The sequence below is a fragment of the Paenibacillus liaoningensis genome (assembly GCF_059609455.1).
This window is the reverse complement of sequence record NZ_JCAALU010000026.1, coordinates 17,546-36,533: the sequence shown is the minus strand read 5'-3', so window position 1 is coordinate 36,533 and position 18,988 is coordinate 17,546. Positions and strand designations below refer to the sequence as shown.

The 18,988-nt window shown below is 46.3% G+C and carries 24 protein-coding genes; all 24 read left to right on the top strand.

Going from position 1 to position 18,988, the window contains the following annotated elements:
* Nucleotides 1-50: 50 nt before the first annotated feature.
* The 24 genes from rpoC (at nt 51) to AC6B99_RS30480 (ending at nt 18,957) form a co-directional block, all read left to right on the top strand.
* Nucleotides 51-3,680, top strand: coding sequence for a DNA-directed RNA polymerase subunit beta' (gene rpoC / locus AC6B99_RS30595; RefSeq protein ID WP_046234216.1), 3,630 nt, complete (start codon nt 51-53; stop codon nt 3,678-3,680).
* Between the two features lie 218 nt (nt 3,681-3,898).
* Nucleotides 3,899-4,129, top strand: a complete 231-nt coding sequence (locus AC6B99_RS30590; protein WP_056035776.1) for a ribosomal L7Ae/L30e/S12e/Gadd45 family protein — start codon at nt 3,899-3,901, stop codon at nt 4,127-4,129.
* Between the two features lie 157 nt (nt 4,130-4,286).
* Nucleotides 4,287-4,706 (top strand): 30S ribosomal protein S12, encoded by a 420-nt coding sequence (gene rpsL / locus AC6B99_RS30585; RefSeq protein WP_046234218.1) that lies wholly within the window; start codon nt 4,287-4,289, stop codon nt 4,704-4,706.
* A 50-nt stretch (nt 4,707-4,756) separates the two neighbouring features.
* Nucleotides 4,757-5,227 carry a 30S ribosomal protein S7 gene (gene rpsG, locus AC6B99_RS30580; RefSeq protein ID WP_046234219.1) on the top strand — a complete coding sequence of 157 codons (471 nt, stop codon included), beginning with the start codon at nt 4,757-4,759 and terminating at the stop codon, nt 5,225-5,227.
* Between the two features lie 56 nt (nt 5,228-5,283).
* Nucleotides 5,284-7,359 (top strand): elongation factor G, encoded by a 2,076-nt coding sequence (fusA, locus tag AC6B99_RS30575; protein WP_056035778.1) that lies wholly within the window; start codon nt 5,284-5,286, stop codon nt 7,357-7,359.
* 116 nt (nt 7,360-7,475) lie between these two features.
* Entirely contained in the window at nt 7,476-8,666 is a 1,191-nt protein-coding gene (tuf, locus tag AC6B99_RS30570) for an elongation factor Tu (protein WP_056035781.1), read from the top strand.
* A gap of 198 nt (nt 8,667-8,864) precedes the next feature.
* Nucleotides 8,865-9,926, top strand: coding sequence for an ABC transporter substrate-binding protein (locus AC6B99_RS30565; protein WP_496664938.1), 1,062 nt, complete (start codon nt 8,865-8,867; stop codon nt 9,924-9,926).
* A gap of 108 nt (nt 9,927-10,034) precedes the next feature.
* The gene (locus tag AC6B99_RS30560; protein ID WP_056035785.1) at nt 10,035-10,952 is read left to right on the top strand and encodes an ABC transporter permease; all 918 of its coding nucleotides are present in this window, start codon (nt 10,035-10,037) and stop codon (nt 10,950-10,952) included.
* Nucleotides 10,952-11,746: an ABC transporter ATP-binding protein gene (locus tag AC6B99_RS30555; RefSeq protein WP_496664937.1), complete on the top strand. Its 795-nt coding sequence runs from the start codon at nt 10,952-10,954 to the stop codon at nt 11,744-11,746. The genes AC6B99_RS30560 and AC6B99_RS30555 overlap by 1 nt, the downstream gene beginning before the upstream one ends.
* Nucleotides 11,747-12,235: 489 nt before the next feature.
* Nucleotides 12,236-12,544 (top strand): 30S ribosomal protein S10, encoded by a 309-nt coding sequence (gene rpsJ, locus AC6B99_RS30550; protein WP_046234225.1) that lies wholly within the window; start codon nt 12,236-12,238, stop codon nt 12,542-12,544.
* 46 nt (nt 12,545-12,590) lie between these two features.
* A complete protein-coding gene (gene rplC / locus AC6B99_RS30545) occupies nt 12,591-13,214 on the top strand; it encodes a 50S ribosomal protein L3 (RefSeq protein WP_056035792.1) in 624 nt (207 codons plus the stop codon).
* Nucleotides 13,215-13,241: 27 nt separating this feature from the next.
* On the top strand, nt 13,242-13,865 hold the full coding sequence (gene rplD, locus AC6B99_RS30540; RefSeq protein WP_056035794.1) for a 50S ribosomal protein L4: 624 nt from the start codon (nt 13,242-13,244) through the stop codon (nt 13,863-13,865).
* The gene (gene rplW, locus AC6B99_RS30535) at nt 13,865-14,158 is read left to right on the top strand and encodes a 50S ribosomal protein L23 (protein WP_046234228.1); all 294 of its coding nucleotides are present in this window, start codon (nt 13,865-13,867) and stop codon (nt 14,156-14,158) included. The genes rplD and rplW overlap by 1 nt, the downstream gene beginning before the upstream one ends.
* Nucleotides 14,159-14,175: 17 nt before the next feature.
* Nucleotides 14,176-15,006: a 50S ribosomal protein L2 gene (rplB, locus tag AC6B99_RS30530; protein WP_056035796.1), complete on the top strand. Its 831-nt coding sequence runs from the start codon at nt 14,176-14,178 to the stop codon at nt 15,004-15,006.
* A 65-nt stretch (nt 15,007-15,071) separates the two neighbouring features.
* On the top strand, nt 15,072-15,350 hold the full coding sequence (gene rpsS, locus AC6B99_RS30525; protein WP_046234230.1) for a 30S ribosomal protein S19: 279 nt from the start codon (nt 15,072-15,074) through the stop codon (nt 15,348-15,350).
* Nucleotides 15,351-15,391: 41 nt separating this feature from the next.
* Entirely contained in the window at nt 15,392-15,727 is a 336-nt protein-coding gene (gene rplV / locus AC6B99_RS30520) for a 50S ribosomal protein L22 (RefSeq protein WP_046234231.1), read from the top strand.
* A gap of 13 nt (nt 15,728-15,740) precedes the next feature.
* A complete protein-coding gene (rpsC, locus tag AC6B99_RS30515; RefSeq protein WP_046234232.1) occupies nt 15,741-16,403 on the top strand; it encodes a 30S ribosomal protein S3 in 663 nt (220 codons plus the stop codon).
* Between the two features lie 2 nt (nt 16,404-16,405).
* The gene (gene rplP, locus AC6B99_RS30510) at nt 16,406-16,840 is read left to right on the top strand and encodes a 50S ribosomal protein L16 (protein WP_046234233.1); all 435 of its coding nucleotides are present in this window, start codon (nt 16,406-16,408) and stop codon (nt 16,838-16,840) included.
* Complete coding sequence (gene rpmC, locus AC6B99_RS30505) at nt 16,830-17,030, top strand: 50S ribosomal protein L29 (RefSeq protein WP_046234234.1); 201 nt, start codon at nt 16,830-16,832, stop codon at nt 17,028-17,030. Before rplP ends, rpmC begins: the two co-directional genes overlap by 11 nt.
* Nucleotides 17,031-17,084: 54 nt before the next feature.
* Nucleotides 17,085-17,348, top strand: a complete 264-nt coding sequence (gene rpsQ, locus AC6B99_RS30500) for a 30S ribosomal protein S17 (RefSeq protein ID WP_056035800.1) — start codon at nt 17,085-17,087, stop codon at nt 17,346-17,348.
* A 44-nt stretch (nt 17,349-17,392) separates the two neighbouring features.
* On the top strand, nt 17,393-17,761 hold the full coding sequence (gene rplN, locus AC6B99_RS30495; RefSeq protein ID WP_046234236.1) for a 50S ribosomal protein L14: 369 nt from the start codon (nt 17,393-17,395) through the stop codon (nt 17,759-17,761).
* 58 nt (nt 17,762-17,819) lie between these two features.
* Complete coding sequence (rplX, locus tag AC6B99_RS30490; RefSeq protein WP_074905002.1) at nt 17,820-18,173, top strand: 50S ribosomal protein L24; 354 nt, start codon at nt 17,820-17,822, stop codon at nt 18,171-18,173.
* A gap of 29 nt (nt 18,174-18,202) precedes the next feature.
* Entirely contained in the window at nt 18,203-18,745 is a 543-nt protein-coding gene (rplE, locus tag AC6B99_RS30485; protein ID WP_046234237.1) for a 50S ribosomal protein L5, read from the top strand.
* A 26-nt stretch (nt 18,746-18,771) separates the two neighbouring features.
* Nucleotides 18,772-18,957 carry a type Z 30S ribosomal protein S14 gene (locus AC6B99_RS30480; protein WP_013312154.1) on the top strand — a complete coding sequence of 62 codons (186 nt, stop codon included), beginning with the start codon at nt 18,772-18,774 and terminating at the stop codon, nt 18,955-18,957.
* The last annotated feature ends 31 nt before the right edge of the window (nt 18,958-18,988 follow it).

Here is an 18,988-nt window from a genome sequence, read left to right as displayed (position 1 = left end):
AGCCGCTAGTATGCATGAAATAGCCATACATGACGAAGGAGGGTTGCTCCTTGTTGGACGTGAACAACTTCGAGTATATGAAAATTGGGCTTGCCTCGCCTGAGAAAATTCGTTCCTGGTCCCGCGGAGAAGTTAAAAAGCCGGAAACGATCAACTATAGGACGTTAAAACCGGAGAAGGAAGGCCTCTTCTGCGAGAAAATTTTTGGTCCTACCAAAGACTGGGAGTGTCACTGCGGCAAGTACAAGCGCGTTCGCTATAAAGGCGTCGTCTGTGATCGCTGTGGCGTTGAAGTAACACGTGCGAAAGTTCGCCGTGAGCGTATGGGACATATTGAGCTTGCAGCTCCTGTATCCCATATCTGGTATTTCAAAGGGATTCCTAGCCGCATGGGCTTGGCATTGGATATGTCGCCTCGTTCGCTTGAGGAGATCATCTACTTTGCATCTTATGTTGTAACTGATCCTGGTGATACGCCGCTGGAGAAAAAGCAGCTGCTGTCCGAAAAGGAATACCGCAGCTACCGTGAGAAATATGGCTACGGCTTCCACGCTGGAATGGGTGCTGAAGCAGTCAAAAAACTGCTGCAGGACATTGAAGTGGAGAAAGAGCTGGAACAGCTTAAAGAAGAGCTTCGTACGGCTCAGGGCCAACGCCGTAACCGTGCGATCAAGCGTCTTGAAGTTATCGAAGCATTCCGCAATTCTGGCAATGAGCCGGAATGGATGATTCTCGATGTGCTTCCAGTTATCCCTCCTGAGCTTCGCCCGATGGTACAACTGGATGGCGGACGTTTTGCAACGTCTGACCTTAATGACCTGTACCGTCGTGTAATCAACCGTAACAACCGTCTAAAGCGCCTGCTTGATCTGGGTGCTCCTGACATTATCGTGCAAAATGAGAAACGTATGCTTCAAGAAGCAGTTGATGCGCTGATTGATAACGGCCGTCGTGGTCGTCCAGTGACTGGACCGGGTAACCGTCCGCTCAAATCGCTCAGCCATATGCTTAAAGGTAAGCAAGGACGTTTCCGTCAAAACTTGCTCGGTAAACGTGTCGATTACTCTGGCCGTTCCGTTATCGTAGTAGGACCGAACCTGAAGATGTTCCAATGCGGACTTCCGAAGGAAATGGCGCTTGAGCTGTTTAAGCCATTCGTTATGAAAGAACTCGTCAACAAAGGACTTGCGCACAACATTAAGAGCGCGAAGCGCAAAGTTGAGCGCGTAAGCCCTGAAGTATGGGATGTTCTTGAAGAAGTAATTAAGGAGCACCCGGTTCTTCTTAACCGTGCCCCGACCCTTCACAGACTCGGTATTCAAGCATTTGAGCCGATTTTGGTTGAAGGCCGTGCCATCAAGCTTCACCCGCTCGTATGTACCGCTTATAACGCGGATTTCGACGGTGACCAAATGGCCGTTCACGTACCTTTGTCTGCAGAAGCACAAGCGGAAGCTCGCTTGCTCATGCTTGCATCGGGCAACATTTTGAACCCTAAAGACGGCAAGCCAGTCGTTACGCCTTCTCAGGATATGGTTCTCGGCAGTTACTATCTGACGATGGACAACAAGGAAGCGCATGGTACGGGTTCGGTATTTGCAACGGTGAATGAAGCGGTATCGGCGTACCAACGCGGTATTGTTTCGCTGCATGCACGGATCTTTATTCCGGTGAAAGTCTTGAAAAAGACTGTGTTCACCGAAAAACAACAGCAGTCGTTGATGTCAACGACGGTTGGTAAAGTTATTTTCAACGAAATTTTCCCGGAAGATTTCCCGTATATCAACGAGGCTACGAAAACGAACCTGTTGAACGGTACGCCGGATAAATATTTTGTATACGAAAAAGGCAGTGATTTGAAAAAAATCATTGAAGAATTGCCGATAGCAGGCGGTGTAGGTAAAGATTATCTTGGTAATATTATTGCTGAGTGCTTCAGAAACTACCATACGACGCTGACGGCTGTCATCCTTGACCGTATCAAGCAGCTCGGCTTCACTTACTCCACGCGTGCAGGTATTACGATCGCCGTATCGGACGTTATCGTGCCGCCGGAGAAAACAGAGCTTCTTAAGAAATCGGATGATCAGGTTGCTATCGTTATGAATCAGTACCGTCGTGGTCTGATTACGAACGAAGAGCGTTATGACCGGATTATTAGCATTTGGAGCAAATGTAAAGACGAGCTGACGGAAATTTTGATGAAGTCCATGGATCGTTACAACAACATTATGCTCATGGTTGATTCGAAGGCACGGGGTAACAAATCGCAAATCACCCAGTTGGGCGGTATGCGTGGTCTGATGGCCAACCCATCGGGCCGGATTATCGAGTTGCCAATCAAATCGAACTTCCGCGAAGGTCTGACGGTACTCGAGTACTTCATCTCGACGCATGGAGCGCGGAAAGGTCTCGCGGATACAGCTCTTCGTACAGCTGACTCCGGTTACCTGACTCGTAGGCTCGTTGACGTTGCACAAGACGTTATCGTTCGTGAAGAAGATTGCGGAACCGATAAAGGCTTCTCCGTGAGCAAAATTCAAGACGGTAAAGAGGTTATTGAGGATCTGTACGATCGTATTGAAGGCCGTTACGCTTTCGAGACGGTTCGTCATCCGAAGACTGGCGAAGTTATCGTCAGCCGCAATGATCTGATTGACTCGAACAGAGCCGATGCGATTATTGATGCGGGTATTGAAAAACTGCAAATCCGCTCCGTGCTTAGCTGCCGCGCTCGTCATGGCGTATGTAAAACTTGTTATGGCCGCAACCTGGCAACAGGCAAGCATGTTGAAATCGGTGAAGCAGTAGGTATCATTGCCGCTCAATCCATCGGTGAGCCAGGAACACAGCTCACGATGCGTACATTCCATACCGGCGGTGTTGCCGGAGACGATATTACGCAAGGTTTGCCGCGTATCCAGGAGCTTTTCGAGGCGCGTAATCCGAAAGGTCAAGCGATTATCACCGAGCTTGACGGTGTGGTCAAAGAAATTCGTGAAGCGAAGGATCGCCGTGAAATCGAAGTTCAAGGTGAAGCGGAATCCAAAACTTATGCGATCACTTACGGTTCGCGTATCCGTGTTGTAAAAGGTCAGCATCTTGAAGCCGGCGACGAGCTGACAGATGGTTCGATTGACCCTAAAGATATGCTTCGGATTAAAGGCATCCGCGGCGTTCAAAACTATATTTTGCAGGAAGTACAGCGCGTCTACCGGAACCAAGGGGTAGAAATCAATGACAAGCACATTGAAGTCATGGTTAAGCAAATGCTCCGCAAAATCCGTATCGTTGATGCGGGAGAAACGAAGCTTCTGCCAGGCGCATTCGTAGACATTCATGAATATGAATCTGCCAACCGCGAAGCGATCTTTGCTGATAAAGAGCCAGCAGTAGCCAAACCGGTATTGCTCGGTATTACGAAAGCGTCTCTTGAGACGGATTCGTTCTTGTCGGCAGCTTCTTTCCAAGAAACGACTCGCGTCTTGACTGACGCTGCTATTAAAGGCAAAGTCGATCAATTGCTTGGTCTGAAGGAAAATGTTATTATCGGTAAGTTGATTCCAGCTGGTACGGGTATGCCGCGTTATCGCAATATCCGTCTGGTAGGACTTGAGGATGAACAGGAAACTGTTGTAAACCAAGGCGAACTGGAATCAGAAGCAGTTACCGTTGACTAAAGCTTGAAGCATGCATGCGGCGGCGGCCTCCCCTAGTAATTGAGGGGAAGCTGCCTGCGTATGCGTACATCGAGTCTATGGCAGCTTTTCAGAAGAGGTAATGTCTAGCATTTGCGGTTTTTCTGATAAAGCTACTTGACACTCTAGGTGTACAGGTGATACTATATCGAAGTGTGCCTAATTGTGTGATCTTCTACCGCTAAAGGATAGGTGATTCCATGCAGTTTAAAGTTGGCGCGAAACAGACGACGAAGATGCTTGAGCAAGATAAAGCAGTCGAAGTCTACATTGCTCAAGATGCAGATCCGCGAATGAAAGAGAAAGTCATTCATTTGTGTGAGCGGTCGAGTATCCCGGTCAAATGGGTAGAAACGATGCAAGACCTTGGGAAAACCTGTGGAATTGATGTCGGAGCTGCTATGGCAGCGCTCGTAACCGATGATGAATAAAGGAAAAAAGCATTTTTGCTGGTGCAACTTCAACCTGATGATGGACTGGTAAGAATTTTTATTTGTTCTTTTATGAACCACCTGGATCTGTGGGCTTTAAAATTAGGTGTAATGTCTACCATATTAAATGACATGAATAACGGAAGGGGGTGGCAACATGCCAACAATTAACCAGCTAGTCCGTAAAGGACGCCAAGCTAAAGTCGTAAAATCGAAATCGCCAGCTTTGCAAAAAGGTTTCAACGCCTTGAAACGTGAAGCTACAAACATCAGTGCTCCGCAAAAACGCGGTGTGTGCACTCGTGTAGGTACAATGACTCCGAAAAAACCGAACTCTGCACTTCGTAAATACGCGCGTGTACGTTTGACTAACCGCGTAGAGGTTACAGCTTACATTCCGGGTATCGGACATAACCTTCAAGAGCACAGTGTCGTATTGATCCGTGGCGGACGGGTAAAAGACCTTCCGGGTGTACGTTATCATATCGTTCGCGGCGCTTTGGATACAGCGGGTGTTAACAACCGTAACCAAGCTCGTTCGAAATACGGTGCTAAACGTCCTAAAGTTAAGAAATAAAATGGTTTTACCACTAATGAAATTATCATTCAAGAAAGGGGGACTTTCTCATGCCACGCAAAGGTCCTGTAACAAAACGCGATGTGCTTCCGGATCCGGTTTACAATAGCAAACTGGTAACGAGACTCATCAACCGCATTATGATCGACGGTAAACGCGGAACAGCTCAAACGCTGTTGTACGATGCCTTCAAACTGATCCAAGAACGCACGGGTAAAGATCCGATGGAAGTGTTCGAAGCAGCTTTGAAAAATATCATGCCAGTACTTGAGGTTAAAGCACGCCGTGTCGGCGGTGCCAACTATCAAGTGCCGATCGAAGTTAAACCTGAGCGCCGTACATCGCTTGGTCTCCGTTGGCTCGTGAACTACTCACGTAACCGCGGTGAGAAAACGATGGTAGAGCGTTTGGCTGCTGAAATTACTGATGCTTCCAATAACACTGGTGCATCCGTTAAGAAGCGCGAAGATACACACAAAATGGCAGAAGCAAACAGAGCGTTTGCTCACTACCGTTGGTAGGATTCGGCTAACGCTGAATCAACAAATAATCTCATTTAATGAGAGGAGATCAGTTCATGGCTAGAGAGTTCTCCTTGAAAAATACACGGAATATCGGGATTATGGCGCATATCGATGCGGGTAAAACCACTACAACTGAGCGTATCTTGTTCTACACAGGCCGTACTCACAAAATCGGAGAGGTGCATGAAGGCGCCGCTACGATGGACTGGATGGAACAAGAGCAAGAGCGCGGTATTACGATTACGTCTGCCGCGACGACTGCTCAATGGGATGGTCACCGCATCAATATCATCGATACCCCAGGACACGTTGACTTCACAGTAGAAGTTGAACGTTCCCTCCGCGTATTGGACGGGGCAGTTGGCGTTTTCAGTGCAAAAGAAGGCGTTGAGCCTCAGTCCGAAACCGTATGGCGTCAAGCAGACCGTTACGGTGTACCTCGGATCGCTTATATCAACAAAATGGACATTATCGGTGCAGACTTCTTGAACGTTATCAAGGATATGCGCGAGCGTCTACAAGCAAATGCTGTTGCGATTCAAATTCCGATTGGCGCTGAAAGTGATTTCGTAGGCGTTATCGATATCGTTGAACGCGTAGCTTACAAATACAAAGATGATCTCGGAAAAGATCCTGAGAAAATCGAAATTCCTGCTGAGTACGCCGACCAAGTCGAAGAACTCCGTACGGAATTGATCGAGAAAGTTGCCGAGCTGGACGAAGAATTAACGATGAAATATCTGGAAGGCGAAGAAATTACAATTCCAGAAATTAAAGCAGCGCTTCGTAAAGGCGTTTGTGAAGTTAAAATCTTCCCAGTTATCGTTGGCTCCTCGTACCGTAACAAAGGCGTTCAAATGATGTTGGATGCTGTTGTTGACTACCTTCCATCGCCACTTGATGTACCAGCTATTAAAGGTATGCTTGATGACGGTAGTGAGGAAATTCGTCAATCTTCGGATTCAGAACCGTTCTCGGCTCTGGCATTCAAAATCATGACGGATCCTTATGTAGGTAGATTGACGTTCTTCCGTGTGTATTCTGGCGTCCTGAAATCCGGTTCGTATGTTCTGAATGGTACAAAGAACAAACGTGAGCGTATTGGTCGGATTCTGCAAATGCATGCGAACAGCCGTCAAGAGATTTCCGAAGTTTACTCCGGAGATATCGCAGCTGCAGTTGGTTTGAAAGATACCATTACAGGTGACACGCTTTGCGATGAAAAACATCCGATTATTCTTGAGTCGATGAATTTCCCTGAGCCAGTTATCTCGGTTGCTATCGAACCAAAAACGAAAGCTGACCAAGACAAACTCGGTATCGCGATTTCCAAGCTTGCGGAAGAAGATCCTACATTCCGTGCGCATACGGATGAAGAAACAAACCAAACGATTATCTCTGGTATGGGTGAGCTTCACCTTGAGATTCTAGTTGACCGTATGCTTCGCGAATTTAAGGTTGAGACAAACGTTGGTAAGCCTCAAGTTGCTTATCGTGAGACGTTCCGTCAAGCTGCAAAAGTCGAAGGTAAATTCGTACGTCAATCCGGTGGTAAAGGTCAATATGGCCATTGCTGGGTTGAATTCGTTCCACAAGAGCCGGGTGAAGGCTTCGTGTTCGAAAACAAAGTTGTGGGTGGATCGATTCCTCGTGAATTTATCGCTCCAATCCAAGCTGGTATCGAAGAGTCGATGAAAAACGGCGTTATCGCTGGTTTCCCGCTCGTTGATGTTAAAGCGATTGTTTTCGACGGATCTTATCATGATGTTGACTCCTCGGAGATGGCGTTTAAAATTGCAGGTTCGATGGCGCTTAAAGCTGCCAAAGAAAAATGTAAGCCAGTTCTGCTTGAGCCAATCATGAAGGTTGAAGTTACTGTTCCTGAAGAGTACATGGGCGATGTAATGGGTATGTTGAACTCCCGTCGTGGTCGCATTGAAGGTATGGATACTCGCGCAGGCGCGCAAATTATCCGTGCTAAGGTGCCTCTCTCCGAGATGTTCGGTTATTCCACAACACTTCGTTCCGGTACACAAGGACGCGGTGTATTCTCGATGGAGCTTTCTCACTATGAAGAAGTTCCTAAATCGATTGCTGAAGAGATTATTGCTAAAAACAAAGGCGAATAATGTTTGCTTTTGTCTAGGTTAGTCTTTTTTACTCCGGTTGGCATTACAGCTTGCTAAGCAAGCAAGTGTTCAGCCACTATATAAAACCTTTTAAATATTGAGGAGGATTAAGTTCAATGGGAAAAGCTAAATTTGAACGTAACAAACCGCACGTTAATATCGGTACTATTGGTCACGTCGATCACGGTAAAACGACTCTGACTGCAGCAATCACTACTGTACTTTCCAAAAAATACGGCGGTGCTGCTATCGCTTTTGACCAAATCGATAAAGCTCCAGAAGAGCGCGAGCGCGGTATCACGATCTCGACAGCTCACGTTGAGTATGAGACGCCAGCTCGTCACTACGCTCACGTTGACTGCCCAGGTCACGCCGACTATGTAAAAAACATGATCACTGGTGCTGCACAAATGGACGGAGCAATCCTAGTAGTTTCCGCAGCTGATGGCCCTATGCCACAAACTCGTGAGCACATCTTGCTGTCCAAGCAAGTTGGCGTTCCTTACATCGTTGTATTCCTGAACAAATGCGACATGGTTGAAGACGAAGAGCTTCTTGAACTGGTTGAGATGGAAGTTCGCGACCTTCTTTCCGAGTATGAGTTCCCAGGCGACGACACTCCAATCATCCGCGGTGCTGCTCGTGAAGCTCTGCAAAACCCTGATGGTCCTTGGGCTGAAAAAATCATCGAGCTCTTCGAGCAAGTTGATACTTACATCCCAACTCCTGAGCGCGATGTTGCGAAACCTTTCCTTATGCCTGTCGAGGACGTATTCACAATCACTGGCCGTGGTACAGTAGCAACTGGCCGTGTTGAGCGTGGCGTTATCAAAGTAGGCGACGAGATCGAAATTATCGGTCTTGCTGAAGAGTCCCGCAAATCCGTAGTAACAGGCGTTGAAATGTTCCGTAAATTGCTTGACTCCGCTCAAGCAGGCGACAACGTTGGCGCATTGCTTCGTGGTGTAGACCGTAAAGATATTGAGCGTGGACAAGTATTGGCTAAACCGGGTTCGGTTAAACCACACACTAACTTCACTGCACAAATCTACGTTCTGACTAAAGAAGAGGGTGGCCGTCACAAGCCTTTCTTCACTGGATACCGTCCACAGTTCTACTTCCGTACAACTGACGTTACTGGTATCATCAACCTGCCAGAAGGTACTGAAATGGTTATGCCTGGCGACAACATCACAGTTACTGTTGAGCTTATCGCTCCAATCGCGGTTGAAGAGGGAACTCGTTTCTCCATCCGTGAAGGCGGCCGTACTGTAGGCGCTGGCGCTGTAGCAACTATCCAAAAATAATCGCGTGCGGCTTTAAGCCGCGCTCGAATCAAACCTCTCACCTCGGTGAGAGGTTTTTTATTTTCCATGGACAAGTCATTGACGGGGCTGCTGCATCGCCTTTAATATGAGAGAAGATGTATACAGCTGCGATAGAGGGAAACCTTATGGGAACGTAAGACAGAAGCAGCTTATTATGTAGGGGAGGTTTTATAGAAGATGAGAAAAAATATGTGGGTAGGATTAATGCTGGTACTCGTTTTGGTCATTTCAGCATGTGGGGGCAACAAAGGAAACGGCAATACAGGGGAGCAGGCTTCAACTGCACCAAGCAGTTCTGCTGAAGCAACGGACAGTGGGGCGAAAGAGAATTATAAAATTTCGATCTCGCAATATGTAGAGCATCCATCGCTTGATGCAACAAGAGAAGGATTTATCGCTGCCTTGAAGGATGCGGGTTTGGTTGAAGGTCAAAATTTGACCATTGATTTTAATACGGCTCAAGCAGATCAAGCGAACAACCAAACGTTAGCTCAAAAGATCGCGGCTGATAAAAGTGATTTGGCGTTAGGTATTGCTACACCATCAGCACAAGCGCTTGTGAAAGAAGTGACTGATCGTCCTGTGCTGTTCGCAGCTGTTACCGATCCGATTGATTCGAAACTCGTTACAAATCTTGATGCGCCAGGCGGTCTTGTTTCAGGAGCGTCGGATACAAATCCAGCAGCAATTACAGAGCTTATGGACTTTGTAGCTGCTAATTTTTCGAATGTGAAAAATGTTGGCCTTGTCATTAACGAAGGTGAGCCTAATGCAGTGGTTATGGCTAAAATTGCAGAAGAAGCGCTCGCTAAGCATGATATTAAGCTCGTTCGTGCAGCTGTGAGTAACACATCAGAAGTACAGCAGGCAGCTGCTTCCCTTGTGGGTAAAGTAGATGCACTGTATATTACATTGGATAATTCAGTAGTGAGCAGTCTGGATACATTGATTAAAGTAGCTAATGATAATGACCTTCCGTTTTTCGCAAGTGATCGTGATACGGTTGAGCGTGGTGCCTTTGCAACTATTGGCTTCAAATATTATGATCATGGATACCAAGTAGGCCAAATGGCTGTGGATATTTTGAAAAACGGCAAGAAGCCGGGCGAGATGAAAGTAACGGTGCCGGACAAGCTGGATCTAATTTTGAACATGAAGGCAGCTAAGGAACAAGGCATTACGGTAACCGACGAGATGAAAAATCAAGTCAAGGATGCTGCTTCCAACATTATTGAATAGTTCGCAACTTAACGGGATTTTTTTAAAAAAGTAACGTAACGGCTATTGTCGCCATTAGACGGCAGTAGCCGTTTACAATTGGCCCGTTTTTCATGAGGAGGTTTCCTATTGCTTAGTTTGTTGAAATCGATGCCTGGTGCAATTGAGCTTGGCTTAATTTATGCGTTGATGGCGCTAGGCGTCTACATTACGTATCGGATATTAGATTTTCCCGATTTGACCGTGGAAGGCAGCTTTACTACAGGCGGCGGCATTGCAATGATTTTGATAACGAATGGCATGTCTCCTTGGGTGGCTACTATTGCTGCTTTTGGCGGTGGTGCGGCTGCGGGAGCCATTACCGGGCTTTTGCATACGAAAGGCAAAATAAATGGGCTGCTCTCCGGCATTATTATGATGATTGCCCTTTATTCCATTAATCTGCGAATTATGGGCAAGCCGAATGTGTCGGTATATGGGATGGATACGATTTTTACGACTAGCAACGTACTTGTTATTGTCGTAATCGTGGTTATTGTGACCAAGCTGCTGCTGGATTTGTTTCTGCATACGGACTTAGGGCTAAGCTTGCGTGCAACGGGAGATAATGAGCGGATGATTCGGAGCTTTGGCTCCAACACGGATACGACTAAAATTATCGGCATATCCCTATCCAATGCACTTGTTGCTTTGTCTGGGGCCTTATTCGCACAACAGTCAACTGCTGCTGATATTTCAATGGGGATTGGCGTTATCGTCGTCGGCTTGGCATCGGTTATTATTGGCGAGGCTATTTTTGGAGCTCGGAAGGTGTTCTGGGCCACGCTAGCGGTTGTTCTTGGTTCCATTGTGTATCGGATCATCATTACGATTGCCTATCGGGTTGAGTGGCTCAAAGCTTCTGACTTAAAGCTGATTACAGCGGTAATCGTTATTGTTGCCCTTGTCGTTCCGACCATTCAGAAATCGTTTAAGCAGAAAAAAATGGCACGCAAACGCTCGGCGGAGCTGCTGACTGATCCTGTACAACGTGGAGGTGGGCAGTAATGCTGAACATTTCAAAAGTGTCCAAGCTGTTTAATCCAGGAACTGTTGATGAAAAGACAGCTTTGATTAACATTAATCTGCATCTGATGCCGGGCGATTTTGTAACGGTCATTGGAAGCAATGGTGCAGGGAAGTCTACTTTAATGAACATTATATCGGGAGTCATGCGTCCAGATACCGGCGATGTTGAAATAGCTGGGGATAAAATGACACTGCTGCCCGAATTTAAACGCAGCAAGTGGATTGGGAGAGTCTTTCAAGATCCTATGGCGGGTACAGCGCCGCGCATGACGATTGAGGAAAACCTGGCTATGGCCTATAAAAGAGGCAAGCCACGTACACTATTGATAGGTGTGACGCCAGCCAAGCGTGCTTTTTTCAAGGAGCAGCTTTCTAGGCTCGGCATTGGGCTTGAGAATCGCTTGGGCGCGAAGGTTGGACTTTTGTCCGGTGGAGAGCGGCAAGCGCTTAGCCTGTTGATGGCGACCTTTACGAAGCCGCAGATATTGCTGCTTGATGAGCACACGGCGGCGCTTGATCCTTCGCGTGCAGAACTGATTACAGCGCTCACGGATTCGCTTGTACACGAGATGAAGCTGACGACGCTGATGGTGACGCATAATATGGAGCAGGCGATCCGTCTAGGCAACCGTCTTATTATGATGGACAAGGGTCGTATTATTCTCGATGTAAATGAACACCGCAAAAAGGATCTCACGGTAGCGCAGCTGCTTAACGAGTTTGAGCAAATTAGCGGCAAGAAGCTGGCTGACGACCGGATTGTGCTAGGTTAATAAGTATAGAGTAAAGTTTAGTGAGTAGAGTAGTAGTAACGCATTGTCCATAAAGCAAAGAAGATCGCTTTTCTATCGGGTCATGGGTGAAAGCTTGCCGATGTACGGATAGAAGAGCGATCTTCTGCTGTTTTAGCGGTTTGCAGCCGTTAGTTGAAGGTATTCAGGTGAGTTTCTTCTATTATATATAGAAGGCACAGCAATCGTTTTGTTTATGAAGCGGGCAATGTGTCGAAGCTAATAACCTAAAAGGCGCTATATTCTTGCCTAAAAGGATGAAAGACCACTAATTTAATTGAAAATAGCATGAAAGCAAAGTTCTGCTTGCATTTGCCTATTCATTTCGTTATAATAATGTCTGTTGGTCTGTGACGTTGCGATGATGTGAGAGGTTGCCGACACACCCGGCCCCTTTGCCATGGGGCATGTGCCGGGTTTTCTCATGGAGTATGTCCGATAATAAATTGGGCGATAGAAGGAGGGACTTATATGGCAAAGCAAAAGATTCGTATTCGCTTGAAAGCGTACGATCACAGGATTCTTGATCAATCCGCAGAGAAAATTGTGGAAACTGCAAAACGTTCCGGAGCGAGTGTTTCCGGGCCGATTCCGCTTCCAACGGAAAAGCAAATCATCACCATTCTCCGTGCGGTGCACAAGTACAAGGATTCCAGGGAGCAATTCGAAATGCGTACACATAAACGCTTGATCGACATTGTTAACCCTACGCCGCAAACGGTTGATGCGTTGATGCGCCTGGATTTACCATCCGGTGTAGATATCGAAATCAAACTGTAAAAGCAACACCAGTATATGTGATATAGAAGGGAAATGAGGTGTCAACATGAAAGGTATCTTAGGTAAAAAACTTGGAATGACTCAAGTGTTTACTGCTGAAGGTAATGTAATTCCGGTTACTGTTATCGAAGCTGGACCATGTGTCGTTTTGCAGAAGAAAGACCAGGAAACTGATGGTTACGAAGCTGTTCAACTCGGTTTTGCCGACAAGAAAGAAAGCAGAACTATTAAGCCGGAAATTGGCCACGCTAAAAAAGCGGGAGCTACTCCTAAGCGCTACGTTCGTGAAATTCGCGGCATCCAATTGGGTGACTACGAAGTTGGTCAAGTGGTTAAAGCTGACCTTTTCGCAGAAGGCGAATTCGTTGACGTAACAGGTATTTCTAAAGGTAAAGGCTTTGCCGGCGTTATTAAACGTTGGGGACAAAGCACGGGTCCTATGTCTCACGGTTCCCGTTACCACCGCGGTCCAGGTTCCATGGGTTCGATTCAAGCGAACCGCGTACCGAAAGGCAAACGCCTTCCAGGTCACATGGGTACTGACGCTATCACGATTCAAAAGCTTGAAGTTATTCGCGTAGACGCTGAGCGTAACGTGTTGCTAGTTAAAGGTTCTGTACCAGGCCCTAAAAACGGTTTTGTGAAAGTTAAACTTACCGTTAAGAAATAAATTCTTAGAAGAAAGGAGGAACAATAAATGCCTAAAGTATCATTATACAATGTGAGCGGTTCGCAAGTAGGCGAGGTTGAATTGGCAGATAGCGTTTTCGGTATCGAGCCTAATAAACACGTTCTACACAGCGCTGTTACGCTTCAGCAAGCTGCTGAGCGTGCAGGTACTCACAAAACTAAAGGACGCTCTGAAGTACGTGGTGGCGGTCGTAAACCTTGGAAACAAAAAGGAACTGGCCGTGCTCGTCAAGGTAGCATTCGCTCCCCGCAATGGGTTGGCGGCGGTACAGTATTTGGACCGACTCCACGCTCTTACGGTTTCAAGCTTCCTAAGAAAGTTCGCCGTTTGGCAATCAAATCGGCTCTATCTTCGAAGGTGATCGCTAACGAAATTATCGTTCTTGATCAATTGTCGTTCTCGACTCCTAAGACGAAAGAATTCGTAGCGATTCTGAACAATCTGAAAGTGGCTCGTAAAGCGCTTGTTGTTTTGCCTAGCTATGATGACAATGTAGCATTGTCTGCTCGTAACATCCCAGGTGTGAAATTCGTCGCAGCTGACGGCATTAATGTTCTGGATGTACTTGTATATGACAAGCTCATCATCACTAAAGATGCTGTAGAGAAAGTACAGGAGGTGTTTGCGTAATGAAAAACCCTCGCGATATTATTAAACGTCCTGTTATTACAGAACGTACTAGCGAATACATGGTTTCCAAACGTTACGTGTTCGAAGTTGATCTTCGCTCTAACAAAACAGAAATCAAAAACGCTATTGAGCAAATTTTCAAAGTTAAGGTTACTAGCGTTAACACAATGCGTGTTGCTGGTAAACCTAAGCGCTATGGTAAATATAGCGGTTATAGATCCGAATGGAAAAAAGCAATCGTTCAACTGAGCGATGATAGCAAAGAACTTGAGTTCTTTGAAACGTCTGTTTAGAAAAGGAGGAAATTCAAGTGCCAATTAAAAAGTATAAACCGACCTCTCCTGCACGTCGTGGTATGTCGGTCTCGACTTTCGAAGAGATCACAACAGACACACCGGAGAAATCGTTGCTAGCACCACTTTTCAAAAAAGCTGGTCGTAACAACCAAGGTAAAATTACGGTTCGTCATCAAGGCGGCGGACACAAACGTAAATATCGGATTATCGACTTCAAGCGTCTTAAGGATGGAATTGCTGGTAAAGTGGCAACGATCGAATACGATCCGAACCGTACTTCCAACATCGCTCTAATCCACTACGCTGACGGTGAGAAAGCCTACATTATCGCTCCTAAAGGTCTTAAAGTTGGAGATCAAGTAATGTCCGGCCCTACTGCTGATATCAAAGTAGGTAACACTCTTCCACTTGGTAACATTCCTGTTGGTTCGGTTATCCACAACATTGAATTGCAACCAGGCAAAGGCGGACAATTGGTTCGTGCTGCTGGTACAGAAGCTCAGCTTCTTGGTAAAGAAGAAGTTTACGTATCGATCCGTCTTTCTTCCGGTGAGGTTCGTCGCATTCTGAAAACTTGTCGTGCAACAATCGGTTCTGTTGGTAACGAAGATCACGAACTCGTGAAAATCGGTAAAGCCGGCCGTTCCCGTTGGATGAACAGACGTCCAGAAGTCCGCGGCGTAGTAATGAACCCTAACGATCACCCACACGGTGGTGGTGAAGGTCGCGCTCCGATCGGTCGTAAATCGCCAATGTCTCCTTGGGGCAAACCAACACTTGGTTACAAAACCCGCAAGAAGAAAAAAGCTTCGAGCCAATATATTATTCGTCGTCGTACGAAGTAATAACTGCTTAATAGAAGCTGCGTGACCTTGAGTCACGCTATGTTTCCGCGAAGGGAGGACTCCAAATGGGTCGCAGTTTGAAAAAAGGGCCGTTTATTGACGGTTACCTGCTCAAAAAAGTCGAGGATTTGAATGAAGCAAACAAAAAAGTCGTGGTCAAAACTTGGTCCCGTCGCTCGACAATTTTCCCACAATTCATTGGTCACACTTTCGGCGTTTATGACGGTCGCAAGCACGTGCCAGTATACGTAACGGAAGATATGGTTGGACACAAGCTTGGTGAGTTTGCACCAACTCGTACGTACAAAGGTCATGATGACGATAAGAAGACGGGCAGAAGATAATTTGCCTATAAGATCTTTATCGATTGAAAGGAGGTTCACACATGTCTGAAGCTAAAGCGCATTTGAGATTCGTACGTATTGCTCCTCGTAAAGCTCAACTCGTTGCGGATTTGATTCGTGGCAAGAAGGTTGGCGAAGCAATCGCGATTCTGCGTCACACGCCTAAATCTGCTTCCCCGATTTTGGAGAAGCTGCTGAACTCTGCTATTGCTAACGCTGAGCATAACTATCAATTGGACGTTAACAAGCTGGTTATTTCCCAGGCTTTCGTTAACCAAGGTCCAACTATGAAACGTTTCCGCCCACGTGCAATGGGACGTGCAAGCAAAATCAACAAAAGAACCAGCCACATCACTTTGGTGGTATCTGAGAAATAAGGAGGGATAACGTGTGGGTCAAAAGGTAAATCCGGTCGGTCTTCGTGTTGGGATTATCCGTGATTGGGAATCCAAATGGTACGCAGGCAAAGACTTCGGCGATCTTCTGATTGAAGACGTAAAAATTCGTGAATACCTGAAGAACAAACTTAAGGATGCGGCAGTATCCCACATCGAAATCGAGCGCGCGGCTAACCGTGTTAACGTGACGATTCAAACTGCGAAGCCGGGTATGGTTATCGGTAAAGGCGGTTCTGAAGTGGAGAACCTGCGCACGGAGCTTGGCAAGATCACTAAAGGCAAAAAAGTTCACATTAATATTTCTGAAATTAAACAAGCAGATATGGATGCTATTCTTGTAGCAGAAAGTATCGCACAACAGCTGGAGCGTCGTGTTTCTTTCCGTCGTGCTTTGAAACAAGCGATCCAACGTTCGATGCGTGCTGGCGCTAAAGGGATCAAAACCGCTGTTAGCGGACGTCTCGGTGGTGCTGAAATTGCTCGTTCAGAAGGCTATAGCGAAGGTACAGTTCCACTTCATACCCTTCGTGCTGATATCGATTATGGTACAGCTGAAGCGCATACGACTTATGGTCGTATCGGTGTAAAAGTTTGGATCTACCGTGGCGAAGTCCTTCCGGTTAAGAAGAAAGCTCCCCAGGAAGGAGGCAACTAATCATGTTGGTACCTAAACGTGTCAAACACCGCAAGCAACAACGCGGACATATGAAAGGTCGCGCTAAAGGCGGTACTGAAGTTTCTTTCGGAGAATACGGTCTTCAAGCGCTTGAGCCGTCATGGATTACGAACCGTCAAATCGAATCGGCTCGTATTGCTATGACTCGTTACATCAAACGTGGTGGTAAAGTATGGATCAAGATTTTCCCTGCTAAGCCAATCACTCAAAAGCCTCTCGAGGTTCGTATGGGTAGCGGTAAAGGTAACGTTGAGAAATGGGTTGCTGTAGTTAAGCCAGGCAAAATTATGTTTGAGCTTGCTGGAGTACCTGAAGAGGTTGCTCGCGAAGCAATGCGTCTTGCGTCACACAAACTGCCTGTTAAAACGAAGTTCGTGAAACGCGAAGAAGTAGGTGGTGAAGCAAATGAAGGCTAGTGAATTTCGTAACCTAACCTCTGCTGAGATCGAACAAAAGGTAAATGGTTTTAAAGAGGAGCTATTCAACCTTCGTTTCCAATTGGCTACTGGCCAACTGGACAATCCGACACGGATTCGTGACGTACGGAGAGAAATTGCTCGTGCTAAAACCATCTTGCGTGAAAGAGAACTCGGAATCAGCAGCTAAATAGTAGTCCTTAACTAAGGAAAAATTGCCAAGGTTTAAGGAAGGAGGAAGAACATGAGCGAACGTAATGCCCGCAAAGTGTTAGTCGGTAAAGTGGTGAGTGACAAAATGGATAAAACAGTTGTTGTTGCTATTGAAACATATAAAAAACACAACCTGTACCATAAACGCATCAAATCCACGAAAAAGTTCAAAGCCCATGATGAGAACAACGAAGCTAAAATCGGCGATGTTGTAAAAATTATGGAAACTCGTCCGCTTTCGAAAGACAAACGCTTCAGACTCGTGGAGATTGTTGAAGTAGCGATTGTCCTTTAAGCTTGAAAATGTAATCTAGTTTTGTCCGAAAGGAGGACGTTGACATGATTCAACCATTTTCCCGTTTGCGTGTCGCTGATAACTCAGGAGCTAAAGAACTGATGTGTATCCGTGTACTTGGTGGAACTGGTCGTCGCGTAGCGGCTATCGGCGATTTGATCGTTTGTTCCGTTAAACAAGCAACACCAGGCGGCGTTGTCAAAAAAGGTGATGTTGTTAAAGCAGTTATCGTTCGTACAAAGCGTACGGTTCGTCGTAAAGACGGTTCCTACATCGCGTTTGACGAAAATGCAGCTGTAATCGTTAAGGAAGACAAGAGCCCACGTGGTACTCGTATTTTTGGACCAGTTGCCCGTGAGCTTCGCGATAAAGATTTCATGAAAATCGTATCGCTTGCACCAGAAGTTATCTAATAAAAGTCCCCAAGGGATTGCAATAGCTTGATCATCAAGCATGCAGGAGGTGTAACTCATGCCAAGATTGAAAAAAATTCTTGAATCGCATAACAATAAATTGCACGTTAAAAAAGATGATACGGTCATCGTCATTTCCGGTAAGGATAAAGGCAAAAAAGGCCGTGTAATCGCTGCATATCCGCGTGAAAACCGCGTACTTGTAGAAGGCGTCAATATGGTTAAAAAGCATACTCGTCCATCGCAGGCTAACCCGCAGGGCGGTATCATCGAGCAAGAAGCGCCGATTCACGTATCGAACGTGATGCACATTGATCCGAAGAGCGGTAAAGTAACTCGCATTGGATACAAAGTGCTTGATAACGGCAAAAAAGTTCGGATCGCAAAACGTTCCGGCGAAGTAATCGACTAACGTTACTGTAGGAAGGAGGACCATGAATCATGGCTGCAAGAATGAAGGATCGTTTTCTTAACGAGATCACTCCTGCTCTGATGCAGAAGTTTAACTATACAACAGTTATGCAAGTGCCTAAAATCGAGAAAGTCGTCATCAATATGGGTGTCGGCGAAGCGGTTGCTAACTCGAAAGTGCTTGATGTTGCTGTTGATGAGCTTCGTCAAATCGCCGGTCAAAAACCGGTTGTAACACGCGCGAAGAAGTCCATTGCCGGCTTCAAACTTCGTGAGAACATGCCAATCGGGGTTAAAGTAACACTGCGCGGCGAGCGTATGTATTATTTCCTAGATAAGCTGTTTAACATCTCCCTCCCACGTGTACGTGACTTCCGTGGCGTATCATCGAAAGCATTCGATGGTCGCGGTAACTACACACTGGGTTTGAAAGAGCAATTGATCTTCCCGGAGATTGAATACGATAAAGTTGATAAAGTTCGTGGTATGGATATCGTCATCGTGACGACGGCAAAAACGGACGAAGAATCTCGCGAATTGCTCACCCAATTGGGTATGCCGTTTGCGAAGTAATCCACTTTTAGGAGGTGTAATACCCAGTGGCAAAAACTTCGATGAAAGTGAAGCAACAACGTACACCGAAATTTAAAGTGCGTGCGTACACGCGCTGTGAACGTTGTGGCCGTCCGCACTCTGTTTTGCAAAAGTTTAAAATTTGCCGGATTTGTTTCCGTGAGTTAGCATACAAAGGCCAGATCCCTGGCGTTAAGAAAGCAAGCTGGTAATAAGCCTAGTTCGGGAAGGAGGTTAACACAA